Annotated in this window: 15 protein-coding genes and 5 tRNA genes; 1 reads left to right on the forward strand and 19 read right to left on the reverse strand. The window is 43.2% G+C overall.

The features are described 5' to 3' along the window. Nucleotides 1-22: 22 nt before the first annotated feature. The 9 genes from rpoB to tuf form a co-directional block, all read right to left on the reverse strand. Nucleotides 23-4,111: a DNA-directed RNA polymerase subunit beta gene (gene rpoB, locus E0D95_RS08805; protein WP_130803509.1), complete on the reverse strand. Its 4,089-nt coding sequence runs from the start codon at nt 4,109-4,111 to the stop codon at nt 23-25. Between the two features lie 308 nt (nt 4,112-4,419). Next, the gene (gene rplL, locus E0D95_RS08810; RefSeq protein ID WP_130803510.1) at nt 4,420-4,791 is read right to left on the reverse strand and encodes a 50S ribosomal protein L7/L12; all 372 of its coding nucleotides are present in this window, start codon (nt 4,789-4,791) and stop codon (nt 4,420-4,422) included. 42 nt (nt 4,792-4,833) lie between these two features. After that, nucleotides 4,834-5,340, reverse strand: a complete 507-nt coding sequence (gene rplJ, locus E0D95_RS08815) for a 50S ribosomal protein L10 (protein WP_130803511.1) — start codon at nt 5,338-5,340, stop codon at nt 4,834-4,836. A 262-nt stretch (nt 5,341-5,602) separates the two neighbouring features. Beyond that, nucleotides 5,603-6,298, reverse strand: coding sequence for a 50S ribosomal protein L1 (gene rplA / locus E0D95_RS08820; protein ID WP_130803512.1), 696 nt, complete (start codon nt 6,296-6,298; stop codon nt 5,603-5,605). Between the two features lie 3 nt (nt 6,299-6,301). Beyond that, nucleotides 6,302-6,730, reverse strand: coding sequence for a 50S ribosomal protein L11 (rplK, locus tag E0D95_RS08825; protein WP_004637639.1), 429 nt, complete (start codon nt 6,728-6,730; stop codon nt 6,302-6,304). 114 nt (nt 6,731-6,844) lie between these two features. Continuing rightward, nucleotides 6,845-7,378, reverse strand: coding sequence for a transcription termination/antitermination protein NusG (gene nusG, locus E0D95_RS08830; RefSeq protein ID WP_130803513.1), 534 nt, complete (start codon nt 7,376-7,378; stop codon nt 6,845-6,847). 7 nt (nt 7,379-7,385) lie between these two features. Further along, on the reverse strand, nt 7,386-7,826 hold the full coding sequence (gene secE, locus E0D95_RS08835) for a preprotein translocase subunit SecE (protein ID WP_130803514.1): 441 nt from the start codon (nt 7,824-7,826) through the stop codon (nt 7,386-7,388). A 69-nt stretch (nt 7,827-7,895) separates the two neighbouring features. Then, nucleotides 7,896-7,971 (reverse strand) — tRNA-Trp (locus E0D95_RS08840). Between the two features lie 57 nt (nt 7,972-8,028). Beyond that, entirely contained in the window at nt 8,029-9,219 is a 1,191-nt protein-coding gene (tuf, locus tag E0D95_RS08845) for an elongation factor Tu (RefSeq protein ID WP_130803515.1), read from the reverse strand. Between tuf and E0D95_RS15915 the strand changes: the two genes are divergently transcribed. Then, on the forward strand, nt 9,218-9,340 hold the full coding sequence (locus E0D95_RS15915) for a hypothetical protein (protein ID WP_284690729.1): 123 nt from the start codon (nt 9,218-9,220) through the stop codon (nt 9,338-9,340). The genes tuf and E0D95_RS15915 overlap by 2 nt on opposite strands. A gap of 49 nt (nt 9,341-9,389) precedes the next feature. Here E0D95_RS15915 and E0D95_RS08850 read toward each other — a convergent pair. From E0D95_RS08850 to gspN, 10 genes are all read right to left on the reverse strand, one after another. Continuing rightward, nucleotides 9,390-9,464, reverse strand: a tRNA-Thr gene (locus tag E0D95_RS08850). Nucleotides 9,465-9,477: 13 nt separating this feature from the next. Further along, nucleotides 9,478-9,553 (reverse strand) — tRNA-Gly (locus E0D95_RS08855). 37 nt (nt 9,554-9,590) lie between these two features. Beyond that, nucleotides 9,591-9,674, reverse strand: a tRNA-Tyr gene (locus E0D95_RS08860). A gap of 58 nt (nt 9,675-9,732) precedes the next feature. Further along, nucleotides 9,733-9,808, reverse strand: a tRNA-Thr gene (locus tag E0D95_RS08865). A gap of 98 nt (nt 9,809-9,906) precedes the next feature. After that, on the reverse strand, nt 9,907-11,400 hold the full coding sequence (trpE, locus tag E0D95_RS08870; RefSeq protein WP_130803516.1) for an anthranilate synthase component I: 1,494 nt from the start codon (nt 11,398-11,400) through the stop codon (nt 9,907-9,909). A gap of 206 nt (nt 11,401-11,606) precedes the next feature. Then, nucleotides 11,607-12,275: a phosphoglycolate phosphatase gene (locus tag E0D95_RS08875; protein ID WP_130803517.1), complete on the reverse strand. Its 669-nt coding sequence runs from the start codon at nt 12,273-12,275 to the stop codon at nt 11,607-11,609. A gap of 80 nt (nt 12,276-12,355) precedes the next feature. Further along, nucleotides 12,356-13,030 carry an FHA domain-containing protein gene (locus E0D95_RS08880; RefSeq protein ID WP_130803518.1) on the reverse strand — a complete coding sequence of 225 codons (675 nt, stop codon included), beginning with the start codon at nt 13,028-13,030 and terminating at the stop codon, nt 12,356-12,358. Between the two features lie 69 nt (nt 13,031-13,099). Then, nucleotides 13,100-15,367, reverse strand: coding sequence for a type II secretion system secretin GspD (gene gspD, locus E0D95_RS08885; protein ID WP_130803519.1), 2,268 nt, complete (start codon nt 15,365-15,367; stop codon nt 13,100-13,102). A 42-nt stretch (nt 15,368-15,409) separates the two neighbouring features. After that, complete coding sequence (locus tag E0D95_RS08890; protein ID WP_130803520.1) at nt 15,410-16,246, reverse strand: type II secretion system protein N; 837 nt, start codon at nt 16,244-16,246, stop codon at nt 15,410-15,412. Next, nucleotides 16,246-16,989 (reverse strand): type II secretion system protein N, encoded by a 744-nt coding sequence (gspN, locus tag E0D95_RS08895; RefSeq protein WP_130803521.1) that lies wholly within the window; start codon nt 16,987-16,989, stop codon nt 16,246-16,248. Before gspN ends, E0D95_RS08890 begins: the two co-directional genes overlap by 1 nt. Nucleotides 16,990-17,069 lie beyond the last annotated feature (80 nt).

A 17,069-nucleotide genomic window follows, 5' to 3' on the forward strand; every position in this document is an offset into this window, starting at 1 on the left:
GACTGAGGAGGTGTATGGTTATTTAGTCACCATTTTTCAGTTCAATGTTGATACCTAAAGAACGGATCTCTTTGGTCAATACGTTGAACGATTCAGGCATACCCGGATCCATGTAGTGGTTACCATCTACAATGTTCTTATAAATGCGTGTACGACCTTCTACGTCATCCGATTTCACAGTTAGCATTTCCTGAAGCGTGTACGCCGCACCATATGCCTCAAGTGCCCAGACTTCCATCTCACCGAAACGCTGACCACCGAATTGAGCTTTACCACCCAATGGTTGTTGTGTCACGAGCGAGTAAGAACCTGTTGAACGCGCATGCATCTTGTCATCAACCAAATGGTTCAGTTTCAGCATGTACATATAACCGACTGTCACTGGACGGTCGAATTGTTCACCTGTACGTCCATCAAACAAGATCTGTTGACCGGTACGTGGCAATTCAGCAAGTTCAAGCAATTCTTTGATCTGATTTTCTTCAGCACCATCAAATACTGGCGTTGCTAAAGGTACACCCTTACGCAAGTTACCTGCCAAGATTAGTACTTCATCATCTGTCAAGCTATCTAAGTCTTCCTGCTCGCCACCCACTTTGTTGTAGATTTTGTCAAGGAAGGTACGTAGCTCAGCAATCGTACGTTGCTGTTGCAACATTTTGTCGATTTGCTCACCTAAACCTTTGGCTGCCAGACCCAAATGTGTTTCCAGAATCTGACCCACGTTCATACGCGATGGTACACCTAGCGGGTTCAAGACGATATCAACAGGTACACCATTGGCATCATGCGGCATATCTTCTACAGGTAAGATGTTAGAGACAACACCTTTGTTCCCGTGACGACCCGCCATTTTATCGCCTGGTTGAATACGACGTTTAACGGCAAGATAAACCTTAACAACCTTCAATACACCTGTGGTCAGCTCATCACCTGTCGCTAATTTGCGTTTTTTCTCTGCAAATTTTTCATCAATTTCAGCGCTCTTTTCTTTCAAGAACACTTGAATTTGACTTAAACGTTCAGCAATGCCTTCATCACTTGGCTGGATCTCAAGTAAATCAACTAACTCTAGGCCTGATAGCACATTTTCAGACAGTTTATCACCACGTTTAGTGGTACCACCGCCGTTAGAATCCTGACCTTTGAGTAAGCGCACAATACGTTCACGTGCGGCTTCTTCAAAGATTTTGTATTCTTCTTTCAAGTCTTTACGGTATGAATCCAATTGCGCTTTTTCAATCGCAAGAGCACGATCGTCTTTTTCAAGACCATCACGGGTAAACACTTGTACGTCAATCACTGTACCTTTGGTGCCAGACGGAACACGTAAAGATGAATCTTTCACGTCAGCCGCTTTTTCACCAAAGATCGCGCGAAGCAATTTTTCTTCAGGTGTTAATTGAGTTTCACCTTTAGGGGTGACTTTACCCACCAGAATATCACCCGCAGTGACTTCAGCACCGATATATACAATACCAGACTCATCCAGTTTAGACAGTGCAGCTTCACCCACGTTCGGAATATCGGCAGTAATTTCTTCTGCACCTAACTTGGTATCACGCGCGACACATGATAATTCCTGAATATGAATCGACGTTAAACGGTCTTCTTGAAGCACACGCTCAGACAACAAGATCGAGTCTTCGTAGTTGTAACCATTCCATGTCATGAAAGCAACGCGCATGTTTTGACCCAATGCCAACTCACCGCCATCGGTAGAAGGACCATCAGCCAAGACATCGCCACGACCCACTTTATCACCCAGATTCACAAGAACTTTCTGGTTAATACACGTGTTTTGGTTAGAACGGGTATATTTGATCAGGTTATAAATATCGACGCCTGCTTCACCCGCAATCATTTCGTTTTCATGAACACGAATGACAACACGTGATGCATCAACAAACTCAATCACACCACCACGTTTCGCAATGACACATACGCCTGAATCACGCGCAACTGTCGCTTCCATACCTGTACCCACAAGCGGTTTATCCGCAAGTAAGGTTGGAACAGCCTGACGTTGCATGTTTGAACCCATTAAGGCACGGTTCGCATCATCGTGTTCAAGGAATGGAATCAGTGATGCTGCAACAGAGACAACCTGTTGTGCAGATACATCCATATGCGTCACTTTTTCTGGTGGCATACGAACAAATTCACCTTGATGACGAACAGAAACCATCTCTTCGATCAGGTTACCATTTGCATCAACACCAGAGTCGGCCTGTGCAATGACAGTACCCACTTCCTCAATCGCAGACAAATACTCAACATCGTCTGTTACACGACCATCTACCACTTTACGATAAGGTGTTTCAAGGAAACCGAAATCGTTGGCTTTAGCATAAACAGACAGCGAGTTGATCAAACCAATGTTTGGACCTTCAGGCGTTTCAATTGGACATACACGACCATAATGCGTTTGATGTACGTCACGGACTTCAAAGCCTGCACGTTCACGTGTCAAACCACCTGGCCCAAGTGCTGATACACGACGTTTGTGTGTAATTTCAGACAATGGGTTGTTTTGATCCATAAACTGAGACAATTGGCTTGAACCAAAGAATTCTTTGATTGCCGCAGCGACAGGTTTGGCATTGATCAAGTCTTGAGGAGACAAGTTATCGGTTTCAGCTTGGCTTAAACGCTCTTTTACTGCACGTTCAACACGAACCAAACCAACACGGAATTGGTTCTCAGTCATTTCACCGACTGAACGAACACGACGGTTACCCAAGTGATCGATATCGTCAACTTCACCCTTACCGTTACGAATCTCAACCAATGTACGTAATACATCAATGATATCCTCATTCGAGAGAATACCTTCAACTTCACGTGACTTTTGATCTGTTCCGACTTCGTATGGACGACCCAAACGACGGTTGAACTTCATACGACCTACAGGAGACAAGTCATAACGCTCAGAAGAGAAGAATAAGTTATTAAACAAATTCTCAGCCGCTTCTTTGGTTGGTGGCTCACCCGGACGCATCACTTTGTAAATTTCAACCAGTGCTTCTTCGCGGTCACGAGTCAAATCAGCGCGTAAGCTGTCTGCCACGAATGGACCATGATCAATATCATTGGTATATAAAATATTGAATTGCTTCACACCGCCTTCGGCAAGCTTCACCATGACTTCATGACTCAGCAAGGTATTGGCAGCAATCACATCACCATCTTTTAAAGTGATATCTTCAGCAGTAATACGCTCATACAAGTATTCATCAGGCACAGACAGCTTGGTTAAGCCAGACGCTTCCATTTGACGAACATGACGAGCATTAATACGTTTACCCTGTTCTACAATCACCTTACCGTCAGTATCGGTAATGTCGAATTGCGCCATTTCACCACGTAGGCGTTCTGGAACAAGGTCAATCTGATAGCTACCCATATCCAGATACACAGGTACTTTTTCATAGAACAAATCCAGAATTTGTTCATTGCTATACCCTAATGCACGCAGAATAACAGTTGCTAATAACTTACGACGACGGTCAATACGCACATAGACTAAATCTTTCGCATCAAATTCGAAGTCTAACCATGAACCACGGTAAGGAATAATCCGTGCTGAATACAACACTTTACCGCTTGAATGGGTTTTACCTTTATCGTGGTCAAAGAATACGCCCGGTGAACGATGTAACTGAGACACGATAACACGCTCTGTACCATTAATGACAAAGGTACCGTTCTCAGTCATGAGTGGCATTTCACCCATGTACACTTCTTGTTCACGCACGTCTTTAATTGATTTCGTTTCACGATCTTTAATGATCAAACGAATTTTTACGCGCATTGGTGCCGCATAAGTTGAGCCGCGAAGAATACATTCGCGTACATCAAACTCTGGTTTACCAAGACTATACTCAACAAATTCTAAAGCAGCATTGCCAGAATAACTTTCTATAGGAAAAACTGAACGAAATGCGGCTTGGAGACCGATATCTTCGCGGTTTTTCGGTGATTTGCCATCTTGTAAAAACGTTCTGTACGAGTCAACTTGAATCGAAAGCAAGTACGGAGCGTCCATGACGCTAGGCAATTTACCAAAATTCTTACGGATCCGTTTCTTTTCGGTATATGAGTATGCCATCTGGAGTCCTCGGAAAGTAAACCAGGCTCGCCTGCAGAACGAGCTTGGATGGAATGACGCAGGCCGATATGGCCACCACTTTTACAAATGCTGCAATTTTTAAGTGGTATTAAAACGCTTAACAATATTTTTAAACCAGAAAAATATTGGTAAGCGTTTGAATTTCATTCATTTGTTCTTTAAATCACACATTTTTATATCGAACAAACAAAAATCGAGCCGATTATTGTAACGCAAAAAGGCTGATGACCCAAGAGCCATCAGCCATTTTATGGAGCCGATTATCAAAAAACCGACTCCCTAACGCATTACTTAAGTGTAACTGAAGCACCAGCTTCTTCAAGTTTCTTCTTAAGTTCTTCGCCTTCTTCTTTAGAAACGCCTTCTTTAAGAACTTGTGGAGCACCTTCAACAAGATCTTTTGCTTCTTTAAGACCAAGACCAGTTGCTTCACGAACTGCTTTAATAACAGCAACTTTGTTCGCGCCGAAAGAAGTCAACTCTACGTTGAATTCAGTTTGTTCTTCAGCAGCAGCAGCGCCAGCGCCTGGAGCAGCAGCAACAGCTACAGCAGCAGCAGATACATTGAATTTCTCTTCGAAAGCAGAGATTAATTCAACAAGTTCAAGAACAGTTTTTTCAGCAACTGCGTTTAGGATTTCTTCGTTAGTTAAAGCCATGAGAATAACTCCAAATGGATATTGAATGGTGGAAAAATGTGATTAAGCTGCTTCTGACTCGTTTTTCTCTTTGAGTGCTGTAAGTAGGCGACCCAATTTCGAAACAGGAGCTTGAAGAACAGAGGCAAGCATCGTAAGTGCTTTTTCTTGGTTCGGAAGGTTTGCAATAACGCTAACATCAGCGCCTTGATAAACTTTGCCGTCAAATGCAGCAGCTTTTAATTCAAATGCTTTGTTCGTTTTTGCAAATTCTTCAAACAAGCGTGCAGCTGCACCCATGTCGTCTTCAGAAGTTGAAAAACCAAGAATTGTTGGGCCTACAAGGTTGTCATTTAAGATATCAAACTGAGTACCTTCAAATGAACGTTTAGCCAAAGTATTACGCACGATACGTGTAGTAACACCTAACTTACGCGCTTCAACACGAAGTTGAGTAAGTTTTTCGACCGTTAAACCTTGATAATCAGCAACAACAGCAGAGAACGCTTTAGAAGCAACTTCGTTGACTTCTGCGACGATCTGTTTTTTGTCTTCGATAAGAAGAGCCATTGTAAAACCTCCTAAGGTGATTTATGCATCCATATCAGATGCACTCCCAATTCGTAAACCTTTCGGTTTACACGCGGAGGAGGAACAAATCACACCACCGCGTCTACTCAGGCTGTGAGATTAAGAAAGAAGTAAAACTTCAATCGCCTGAGGTCTTTGACGCTGGCAAATTAACATTCACCAATTCAAAGTCTGTCTAAAAAACTCGCTCCCTTTACAGAGAAGAAATTTTTCAGACCTTTAAAAATCTTTTTAACTAAAATTAGTTAGAAACGTTGTTTACATCAACAGTCAAACCAGGACCCATTGTAGAGCTTAGTGTGATCTTTTTGATATAAACACCTTTAGACGTTGCTGGTTTTAACTTTTTCAAGTCAGCCACTAAAGTTTCAACGTTTTGACGGATCGCTTCAGCAGTAAAGCCGACTTGACCAATCGCAGCATGGATAATACCTGCTTTGTCTACACGGTAACGTGCCTGACCTGCTTTGGCATTTTTAACTGCGCCAGCAACATCTGGAGTAACCGTACCCACTTTCGGGTTTGGCATTAAGCCACGTGGACCAAGAATGGTACCCAACTTACCTACAACGCGCATTGCGTCTGGAGCTGCAATCACCACATCAAAGTCAAGGTTACCTTGTTGAATGCTTTCAGCAAGATCATCAAAACCTACGATGTCCGCGCCTTCAGCTTTAGCAGCTTCAGCAGCAGCACCTTGTGCAAACACTGCAACACGTACAGTTTTACCTGTACCTGCTGGAAGCGTCGTCGCACCACGAACAACCTGATCAGATTTACGTGGATCTACACCAAGGTTTACTGAAACATCCAAAGATTCTTTGAATTTAGCAGCAGGTAGGTCGTTAAGAACTTGCACTGCTTCTTCCAACGTGTAAACTTTGTTGGTATCAACCGCAGCAGCAATGGCTTTTTGACGTTTAGTTAACTTTGCCATGTCTTATAGCTCCACTTCCAAGCCCATAGAACGTGCAGAACCAGCAATGGTACGAACACGTGCGTCTAAATCAGCACCAGTTAAGTCTGGTTCTTTCGTAGTCGCGATTTCTTCTAATTGAGCACGAGTCAACTTACCAACTTTAGTTTTGTTTGGTACAGAAGAACCCTTTTGAATACCAGCAGCTTTCTTAAGAAGAATAGATGCAGGTGGAGTTTTCATGATGAATGTGAACGACTTATCGTTGTACACAGTGATCACGACAGGAATAGGCAAACCTACTTCAAGTTTTTGTGTAGCAGCATTGAATTCTTTACAGAATGCCATGATGTTTACACCACGTTGACCCAAAGCAGGACCAATTGGTGGAGATGGATTTGCTTTACCAGCTGGAACTTGCAGCTTGATATAGCCGTCAATCTTCTTAGCCATTATAAATTACCTCTGGGTACAAACGCCGCTAGGCTCCCCAACATTTAACACAACATCTAGGATGCTGTAATAACAAATGCCCGACTAGATCGGGCGCTTTCCAACCAATTCAGATTAATTCGCTTTTTCGACTTGACGAAACTCGAGTTCAACCTGAGTTGGACGGTTAAATACATTAATCGTCAACGTTAAACGTGACTTCTCGTACTGAACTTCCTCCACAACTCCTTTAAAGTCTGTGAACGGACCATCAGTCACTAACAATTCTTCACCAGGTTCAAACATCGTCTTCGGACGAGGCGCTTCACCTGTATTACGTACACGCGCTAGAATCGCATCTGCTTCTTTTTGGGAAATTGGCGCAGGTTTTTCTGCTGTTCCACCAATGAAGCCCAGAACTTTTGGACACTCTTTAACAATGTGCCAAGTTTCATCATTCATTTCCATTTCGACCAATACATAGCCTGGAAAGAATTTACGTTCTGATTTACGTTTCTTACCATCCTTCATTTCTACCACTTCTTCGGTAGGAACAAGGACTTCACCAAAGCTATCGGCAACAGCGCTACGCTGGATTCGCTCTTTAAGTGAACGCATCACCTGTTTTTCATAACCCGAATAGGCATGAATAATGTACCAACGTTTCATAGCTCTCTTATCCGATAATTAACTTAATTAACCAACCCAGTCCATAGTCAAAACACCACAATACAATTGCAGTAATAATCACCACTAACAAAACCTGCCAAGATGTGGTCACGGTTTCTTGTTTTGTTGGCCAAGTTACTCGACGCAGCTCAAGACGCGCATCTTTAAGTAAACGAACAAAGCCTTTACCTTGATGGGTGGCGTATAATAAACCTAAAGCAACCACGATACAAGCGATAATTACACCAACACGCACCCAAACATTATTTGCAGGAGGCCAATATGCCGGTAAATATTGATTCACCATGGCAGCACCTACCAAAAGCACCAGTGCAATAATCCACAGAACAATATCAAGTGGAGAACCAGAACTGACCACTTCGGCAGAATTATTTCTTTGAGGGATTGGCGCGTCGCTTAATGCGTCACGCGATTTATCATTCGACATTTTTTTACTCGTCGTTGAACTCGCGACTTATTATATGACACTTAAGTCAGCATCAAGCTTGTCATAACGTGGCAGGCCAGGAGGGACTCGAACCCCCAACATTCGGTTTTGGAGACCGACGCTCTACCAATTGAACTACTGACCTAAGACACACAAGCCGAGAGTCTAGACTCTCGGCTCAAAAATTGCAACCGTAAAGTGATTATGCAGTTACTTTCGCAACAACACCCGCACCTACAGTACGACCACCTTCACGGATCGCAAAACGTAGACCTGGGTCCATTGCGATTGGGTGGATCAATTCTACTGACATTTCTACATTGTCACCTGGCATTACCATTTCTACGCCTTCTTTCAACTGGATTGCACCAGTTACGTCAGTTGTACGGAAATAGAATTGTGGACGGTAACCATTTAGGAATGGAGTATGACGACCACCTTCTTCTTTAGAAAGTACGTATACTTCTGCGTCAAATTTAGTGTGTGGCTTGATCGCACCTGGTTTAGTCAATACTTGACCACGTTGTACGTCTTCACGCTTAGTACCACGTAGCAAAATACCACAGTTCTCGCCTGCACGACCTTCGTCAAGCAATTTACGGAACATTTCAACGCCAGTTACAGTCGTCGCAACTGTGTCACGGATACCCACGATTTCAACAGTTTCGCCTACTTTCACGATACCTGATTCTACACGGCCAGTTACGACTGTACCACGACCAGAAATTGAGAATACGTCTTCGATTGGCATCAAGAATGCTTTGTCAATTGCACGCTCTGGCTCTGGGATATAAGAGTCAAGTGCAGCAACTAGGTCAAGAACTGATTTCTCGCCGTATTCACCAGCATCGCCTTCCAACGCTTTAAGCGCAGAACCACGGATCACTGGAGTGTCGTCGCCTGGGAAGTCATAAGTAGATAGAAGTTCACGAACTTCCATTTCTACTAGCTCAAGAAGCTCTTCGTCGTCTACTAGATCGCATTTGTTTAAGAATACGATGATGTAAGGTACACCAACCTGACGTGAAAGAAGGATGTGTTCACGAGTTTGTGGCATTGGACCATCAGTCGCAGCACATACAAGGATCGCACCGTCCATCTGAGCAGCACCAGTAATCATGTTTTTAACATAATCGGCGTGACCCGGGCAGTCTACGTGCGCATAGTGACGGATTGGAGAATCGTATTCTACGTGTGATGTATTAATGGTAATACCACGTGCTTTTTCTTCAGGAGCTGAGTCGATTTGTGAGTAATCTTTCGCTTCACCGCCGTAAGTTTTCGCACAGATTGTTGCGATAGCAGCAGTAAGAGTTGTTTTACCATGGTCAACGTGACCAATTGTGCCCACGTTTACGTGTGGTTTATTACGTTCAAACTTGGCTTTAGCCATGATGATCATCCTCATTTACGTCGAAAGCAAGCTACAAGAGGCTACAAAAGGCACCGAAGCTACACAGCAGATCGACATTAGTCTAAAAAAACAGACGCCCAATACTTTAAAAGCAGACTAATAAGCCTGCTTTTGAAATTTTTGTGAATTTTCATTCACCAAACTGTATCTGGAGCTCTTATCGAGATTTGAACTCGAGACCTCTCCCTTACCAAGGGAGTGCTCTACCACTGAGCTATAAGAGCGATCATTCTTCGATGGAGCGGGAGACGAGGATCGAACTCGCGACATGCAGCTTGGAAGGCTGCCACTCTACCAACTGAGTTACTCCCGCACAGCGTTGGTACATTTACCACTTCAATCGAAGTTAATGGTGGTGAGAGAAGGATTCGAACCTTCGAAGCTTACGCGACAGAGTTACAGTCTGTTCCCTTTGACCGCTCGGGAATCTCACCAATATCACACTTAACTTTCAGTGCAAGTTCTTTACTTCAACAACAAAGCCACTTAAGATGGTGCCGGCACACGGATTCGAACTGTGGACCTACTGATTACAAGTCAGTTGCTCTACCAACTGAGCTATGCCGGCGTTTCTTAGTGTTTCGTACGTTTCGTATCGGAACGGTGTGCAGTTTAGCAAAACTCAGAAACGATGCAAGCGGTTTTTTTAAAAAAACCGCTAAAAACTCATAAAATCAATCCGTTTGACGATAATTCAACCGCTTTGATCACTGCGCGAGCTTTTATTTGGGTTTCATTCCATTCTGACTCAGGATTTGAGTCTGCAACCAACCCTGCTCCTGCCTGTACATAGACCTTTTGATGTCGAATGACACAGGTACGAATCGCAATCGACATATCCATTTCGCCATGCCAACCCAAATAACCCACTGCGCCCCCGAAAATACCGCGTTTAACCGGCTCAACTTCGTCAATAATTTCCATTGCCCGAATTTTGGGTGCACCAGATAAGGTTCCAGCAGGAAAAGTCGCTTTAAAGACATCTAAGGCATCGATATCATCACGGACTTCACCCTGTACATTCGAGACAATATGCATCACGTGTGAATAACGTTCGATTACCATCCGATCCGTCACTTGCACTTTGCCAATTTTAGAGACACGCCCTACATCATTACGCCCCAGATCAATCAGCATTAAATGTTCAGCAATTTCTTTTTCATCAGCCAATAGCTCTTGCTCTAAAGCCAGATCTTCTTCTTTGGTCTTGCCACGAGGGCGCGTACCTGCCAATGGGCGTACCGTGGCAATTCCATCTTCCAGTCGGGATAAAATTTCAGGTGAAGACCCGACAATATGAAAAGGTTGATCATCAGTCAATGTTCTGCCTTGAACCAAAAATAAGTAAGGCGATGGATTTAAATGACGTAAGGCACGATAAACCTGTAAAGCATCGCCATCAAAATCTGAGACCATGCGATGTCCTGGCACCACCTGCATCACGTCACCTGCCCGAATATATTCTTTGACCTTTTCTACAGATTGCAGAAACTTGTCTTTCCCTGTTAAGGATTCAAAATGAGGTGCAGTGTGCGCCTTGGCTTGCAGACTTACAGGTGTCGCCAATAATCGCTCTAGGGTATCTAATTGGTTTTGTGCAGACTGATAGGCTTCTTCATCTTGCGTATTCGCATGCACAATCAAGAAAAGCGTATCTTTTAAATTATCAAAAATGATGACGGTTTTAGACAACATCATCCAGATATCAGGCAAACCCACTGGATCTGCTTCAGGCACATTGTTTAAACGAGGTTCAATATAACGTACTGCATCGTAACCAAAATATCCAACCAAGCCGCCGGTAAATTGTGGTAACTCTGGAATTAAAGCATGCGGAGGAACTTTAAATTGACTCTGATAATCACGAATGTACTGAAATGGGTCAGCACACTGCTGAGTTTCGATTTGACCTTGTGCATTCTTAATGGTGAGTTGACCTGCATTACAGGAAAAAACAGTGGATTCACCCAAACCAATAATTGAATAACGCGCCCAATTCTCGCCCCCCTCAACCGACTCAAACAAATAAGCCTGTGTATGATCTTTAAGTCGTGCAAAGACAGAAAGTGGAGTTTCAGTGTCCGCCAAACGCTGGCGATACACAGGAATGGTGTTATAACCCGCGGTTTTTAATTGTTCAAACTGTGCAAGTGTCGTCATGAATTTCTCTCAATGGTTTTTAGTAAAGCACGATAATGTTGATAAAAGACGCGATTATCGCCATCGAAAACCCTGAACCAAACTCATTCCACACTCCTTATTCACATGTTCATAAAAGACTTTGATATTTCGTTCATCCGCCCTTTTATTTCTTCTTTAGGAAAAAATAAAGAGGGTCAAAACAGTGATGAAAGAAATCTTTTCATTTAAACCAATAGTTGATCCAGTCGATCGACCACTTGTTGTGGATCACTATCGTAAATATTCTCTCCATGATTATAGCCATAGCTGACTACAATACAATCGATACCTGCACGACTCGCCGCTTCGATATCATTTTTTGAATCGCCGATCATTAATGTGTGTGGCGGTGCGCAATGAAACACCTGCATACTATGCAATAACGGCAAAGGATCTGGTTTACGTAATGGCAAGCTGTCTCCACCGACCACCAAACCAAAGTAATGCTCTATTCCAAGCTTTTGCAATAACTCTTTGGCCAGATGCTCTGGTTTGTTCGTGACACATGCCATCTCAATCTGACCATCTTTGCATGTTTTCAGAAAAGTCTCCACACCATCGAATATGCGGCTGTGAACACATAATTCCTGTTCATACACTTCTAAATATTTTTGCAAAAGTTGTTGATGCTTCTCAGGTTCGATCTGACCAAATAAAAACTGTAAAACTGAATCACATAGCTTTCCTGTGCCCTGTCCCACCCATTGACGAACCTGTGTTTCCGTCACCTTAGGCCACCCCAGATGACTCAAGGTCAAATTCATGGAACGATACATATCTGAAGCCGTATCCACCAGTGTTCCATCCAGATCAAATAAGATGAGTTGCCGTTGTTCCAGATTTAAGAGTGACATGCAGGTTATCCTGTTTCAATTTTAAAACTTAATAAAGGAAAGGCATGCCCGTGCATGCCTTTCACCTTAAAGCCAATGTATTATTTAAAAAACACCCAAGCCAATATGGCTAAAATGACGATGGTAATTACTGTCATGAGTCCTACAGATGCATTTTTCTGTTGTTCTTTTTCTTGCTCAACCCGTGTAACAGGTGGCTCAATAGGCGTTGGCTCTGGTTCAGCTTGCACTTTCACATCGACACCTTCTGGAATCGGTGCTGGCTTTGGCACACCAACAGATTGTGGCATCCCTTCACGACTCACCGATGTTTCAGTAGCTCGCTCAGTTAAACTCGGCATTCCAGCATCATTCATTTCCTGTGCTGGCGTTTTGAGTACTTGTTGTTCTGTTGTTTCCGTCACAGGTTCGACTTCAATTTCTGGAAGATTTTGGTTTTGTTCTGGTAAATCTTGATTTTGCTGTGCAGGCGCCAAGACTGAGAATTTCAGTCCCGCAAACTGAACAATATCGCCTTCTTGTAATTGAACATCCTGCTCAATACGTAAGTCATTGACAAATGTCCCATTTGAAGAATTAAGGTCTTGTACCCAAAGCTGATCATCTTTTAAAACAAGTGCTGCATGTTTACGGGAAACTTCTGCGGCCTGTAGTACAAGGTCTGCATCCTGACCACGTCCGACCAGTAAGTCATGATCTACAATGATCTCTTGCCCCGTAAATTCACCTGTAATTGCCTGTAACTTCCAAGTCATAACCAAGTTCTCTAATTGTGATTTCACATCATCATAACATGCTCAAAATACGATTTCGTGCCGATCCTGTTAAGAGGCAGGTCGTAGCGTGGTGGTGGTCACGGTATTTCGAGTACGCTCAACGTCTTTTGCTGGCAATGCAATTGACTGTTGCTGTACAGCAGGTTCAACTGCAATCGGGGTTGTAACCACCTGATTTTGACCCGAAGACGGCACAACCTGATAATTTGAAGGTTGAACTTGTGCAGGACTGACTAGAGCATTCGGTTGATAGATATTTTCAACATTTTCAGGCAACTTGGCAAAGTTACCATTTTTATCCATCGACAATTGCAAACTGTAAAGCTGGTTGTAACGTTGCTGTGAAATACGACGCACATCATCTGCATCCCCCACAATAGTCGGATGAATAAATACCAAAAGATTACGTTTTTCATTGCTGCGGGCATCGGCACGGAATAAACGCCCCAAATAAGGCACACTACTTAATCCCGGAATCCCTTGACGGGATAATAATGTGTTGTCAGAAATCAGACCACCTAATACCACTGTTTGTCCGTGCTCTGCCAAAACAGCAGTTTTTATTGCTCGCTTACTGGTGACTAAATCCTGTGCCTGACCTTTATTGTCCTGAACCGCAGAGACTTCCTGTTCGACTTCTAAACGAACTGTGCCATTGTCACCAATATGTGGAATCACTTTAAGCGTGACCCCCACATCTTTACGTTCAACTGTGGTGTAAGGATTAATACCTGTGCTATTGGTGGTTACCGAACCCGTGACAAAAGGCACATTTTGACCGACCACAATGTAAGCTTCCTCATTGTCCATGGTTACAATAGAGGGAGTCGACAATAGGTTCGATTTGGTATTGGTTTTCAGTGCCTGAATCAGTGCCCCATAAGCTCGGCGTGAATCAAAATTACCGACACCAAGAGTTGCACCATTGCCTTTATTGGCACCACCCGCTATGGCAGCCGCAGCACCTGCGGTTCCACCACTCGCGTAACCTGCGGCAATTGAGGCCAGACTTGCACCGACATTGCCAAAGCTAATCAGCCCTACACCACTACTTAAATCACCCAACGCCCATTGAATGCCCAACTGATCAGCATCATCACCAGACACTTCAATAATTGCAGCTTCAATAAGCACCTGTTGACGACGTACATCCAGTTGCTGAATAGAAGATTCAATTTCTCGCATAAGTTGTGGATCGGCTTTAACCACCAACGCATTTTGCGAACTATCCGCAATAATACTGACTCCATTGTTACTAAAACTAGTAATCGAGTTTTGATTTGAATTTGAACTTCCATTTAAATTAATGGAAGGCGTTGCAATCGAACTGCTACCAGAACTGCTGTTATTATTTTGATTGTTAATTAAATTACTAATCCCATTATTACTACTTGAGCCCGAACTGCTTCCGCTATTTCGATTGTCGCTATTTGAACCAGCAACGCTTTGACCTGTGACCAAGCCTTGTAAAATTTCTGCCAAATTTTTTGCACTGGCATATTTTAAACGGAAAACTTTGAGTCCACCTAAACGATCCGCGGAAGGGACATCCAGTGTTTCAATCATGTTTCGAATACGTTTGCGTGTGCCTGCATCGCCTTTAATTAAAATACGATTGGTTCGATTATCTGCCACAATACGTACTCGCGAACCACTCAAATCTTTGGATGCACCAGTTGAACTCATTGATTCCAGTAGTGCAATGATTTCTTCAGCCTGACTATTTTGGAGCACTACAGCCTCGACATCATTTTGCCCTGTGCCATCCAGATTACGAATAATCGTTTCAAGTTGCGCAATATTGGCAGCGCGATCTGACACAATCAATGCATTGGTGCCCGGAACCGCAGCCAAACTTGCAAATTGCGGCATAAGCGGACGTAAAGCCGGGATTAAATCATTAGGATTGGTATTTTCGACCCAGATAACACGCGTAACGACCTGATCTCCACGGGCATTATTACGTAAATCATAGGGTACGCCTGAGTTTTTAACATTACTGTCCGGCACCAATTTGACGGTATTCCCCGATGGAACGGCCACAACACCGTTCACATTTAACACCCCTAAAAACAGGTCATATACTTCATTTTTATTGAGTGGTTTATTGGAAATAACGGTGACATTACCACGCACACGCGGATCAACCGCAAAGTTTTTTCCAGTAATATCAGCCACTTCATTAATAAACGCAGTTAAATCGGCATCGCGCAAATTAATCTTCCATGTTTGCGCATAGGTGCTTGTACTGATTGCTGCCATCACTGGAGCAGCCGCCAATAAAGCCCAAAGTGGACGATGATTCAATAAAGCCATAACCTGCTCTTTTTCCTAACGTTGATGATGAATAATCATCAATTAAAAACTTTGTTGTATGGTCATCACCTGATCACCACGTTTTATTTCTATTTTAACCTGACCTTCACGTTTGACCTGTTCTAGCAGTTGGATGTCATTTTGTCCCTGACCCACCGCTTGACCATTCACGGAAAGAATGCGATCTCCGGGTCTTAAGCCTAGCGTATTTCTTAATGCCGAAGGTGTCCGCTCTGTGACTGCATAACCATTCCCCCCGCCTGAGCCAACGCCCATATTCTGTAAATACTGATCACGATTTTGTTGCATTTGCTGAATCGCCTGACCAATAGCAGTATTGGAACTCGCTGCCGCAGCGGGAGGAACTGTACTTGAATGCGCTGCACCCTGAGCATCTGGAACCATCGGTTGATAAAGTCCATTGTCGAGTCCCTTGAAGCGCACTTCACGTGCTGCTCCACTGCTTTGACGCAACACCACATGATCCCAATACACTTCTGAAAGCTGGTAGGAACTACTCTCGATGGTTTCACCGACCCGATAACGTTCAGCTTTGTCATTGACTTTAATGACCGCCGATGAAAACCGATTCGGATAGCCAATCACGACCCCTTGCAGTTCAAGACTTAAATTGTCATTTGCCGCAGTCACACTTGGCTCATTAAATAAAGCAAAACTACTGATGTTTGGAATCTGCGCTTGTTTTGAACCCAACTCAACCCGCTCAAATTGCATTGCCTGCGGTGGTGCAACCACCCACCAAAACAAAGATGCCAATTTCCAGCATAGCCATAGAATTAAAACCACCAGTACCATAGCAGATAACTTATCCAGTTTTTGCCACTGAATCTGCCGCATTCGGTCTAACATTATTTTCATTAAAACCCACCTGAAAATAAAGGTTGACGAGTACTGATCACATAGGTATCCAATCCAGCCTTACCTTCATACGATGGTACATTTAACAATAATCGCTGAGTCAATTGAACATCAAGCATCAAGTTTTGATCCAATGCCAAATTGGCCATTTTCTGGCTACGTTGATCATCAATCGTGATATTTAAGCGTCCATCACTATCCTGTAATTTTCCCTGTAATGATGGCATATTCATACGTTCCTGACGCTGCGCAAAAGTATAAATCAATTCGCCACCACCCCAATGTAACTGCCCTTCAGCCTGAGCAAATCCCTTTTCTTTTTGATAATTTAATTCAACATCCTTGAGCTGAATACTATTTGCAGGCCATTGCCAGTTTACCAGTGTCTTTAAAGTTTCAGGCGCAATCTGACCATTAAATTGACGAATAATCAGTTTTTTCCCAAATCCATAGCCCAACACACCATTCAATTGAGTATTGGCACTGTGAATTTCGACATCTGCTCCAACACGAAGTAAAAACAAATCTAGCGGGCGGCTATTCCAGTGAATTGATCCGTGTAAATCGCCTTTACGCCAGTCAGCCTGTCCCTGCCAAATATTGCCACTGACATTACTTAAAGTTTGATTATTTTTCGAAAATTTGGAAATCAACCAATTTGCAGGAATTTGTAAAACCACAAAGACTAAAAATGCAATGACTGCAAATATCCACCACGTTAAATGCTTCGATTTTTTTTTCATTCAGCCATTACCACTATACACACGGTCTTTCCCTGTAGAGATTTTTCTCTTTTAGACATTATGCATACTTTTTCAACATC

This window comes from Acinetobacter ihumii (genome assembly GCF_900625095.1).
GTDB classification, from domain to species: Bacteria; Pseudomonadota; Gammaproteobacteria; order Pseudomonadales; family Moraxellaceae; genus Acinetobacter; species Acinetobacter ihumii.

Excerpts from the sequence above, each read along its gene's own strand:
- gspD (WP_130803519.1), bottom strand. The coding sequence starts at position 15,367 with ATGGCTTTATTGAATCATCGTCCACTTTGGGCTTTATTGGCGGCTGCT.
- secE (WP_130803514.1), bottom strand. The coding sequence starts at position 7,826 with ATGTCGAATGATAAATCGCGTGACGCATTAAGCGACGCGCCAATCCCT.
- gspN (WP_130803521.1), bottom strand. The coding sequence starts at position 16,989 with ATGAAAAAAAAATCGAAGCATTTAACGTGGTGGATATTTGCAGTCATT.
- rplJ (WP_130803511.1), bottom strand. The coding sequence starts at position 5,340 with ATGGCTCTTCTTATCGAAGACAAAAAACAGATCGTCGCAGAAGTCAAC.
- tuf (WP_130803515.1), bottom strand. The coding sequence starts at position 9,219 with ATGGCTAAAGCCAAGTTTGAACGTAATAAACCACACGTAAACGTGGGC.
- E0D95_RS08880 (WP_130803518.1), bottom strand. The coding sequence starts at position 13,030 with ATGACTTGGAAGTTACAGGCAATTACAGGTGAATTTACGGGGCAAGAG.
- E0D95_RS08875 (WP_130803517.1), bottom strand. The coding sequence starts at position 12,275 with ATGTCACTCTTAAATCTGGAACAACGGCAACTCATCTTATTTGATCTG.
- rpoB (WP_130803509.1), bottom strand. The coding sequence starts at position 4,111 with ATGGCATACTCATATACCGAAAAGAAACGGATCCGTAAGAATTTTGGT.
- nusG (WP_130803513.1), bottom strand. The coding sequence starts at position 7,378 with ATGAAACGTTGGTACATTATTCATGCCTATTCGGGTTATGAAAAACAG.
- E0D95_RS15915 (WP_284690729.1), top strand. The coding sequence starts at position 9,218 with ATGATGATCATCCTCATTTACGTCGAAAGCAAGCTACAAGAGGCTACA.
- rplL (WP_130803510.1), bottom strand. The coding sequence starts at position 4,791 with ATGGCTTTAACTAACGAAGAAATCCTAAACGCAGTTGCTGAAAAAACT.
- rplK (WP_004637639.1), bottom strand. The coding sequence starts at position 6,730 with ATGGCTAAGAAGATTGACGGCTATATCAAGCTGCAAGTTCCAGCTGGT.
- rplA (WP_130803512.1), bottom strand. The coding sequence starts at position 6,298 with ATGGCAAAGTTAACTAAACGTCAAAAAGCCATTGCTGCTGCGGTTGAT.
- E0D95_RS08890 (WP_130803520.1), bottom strand. The coding sequence starts at position 16,246 with ATGAAAATAATGTTAGACCGAATGCGGCAGATTCAGTGGCAAAAACTG.
- trpE (WP_130803516.1), bottom strand. The coding sequence starts at position 11,400 with ATGACGACACTTGCACAGTTTGAACAATTAAAAACCGCGGGTTATAAC.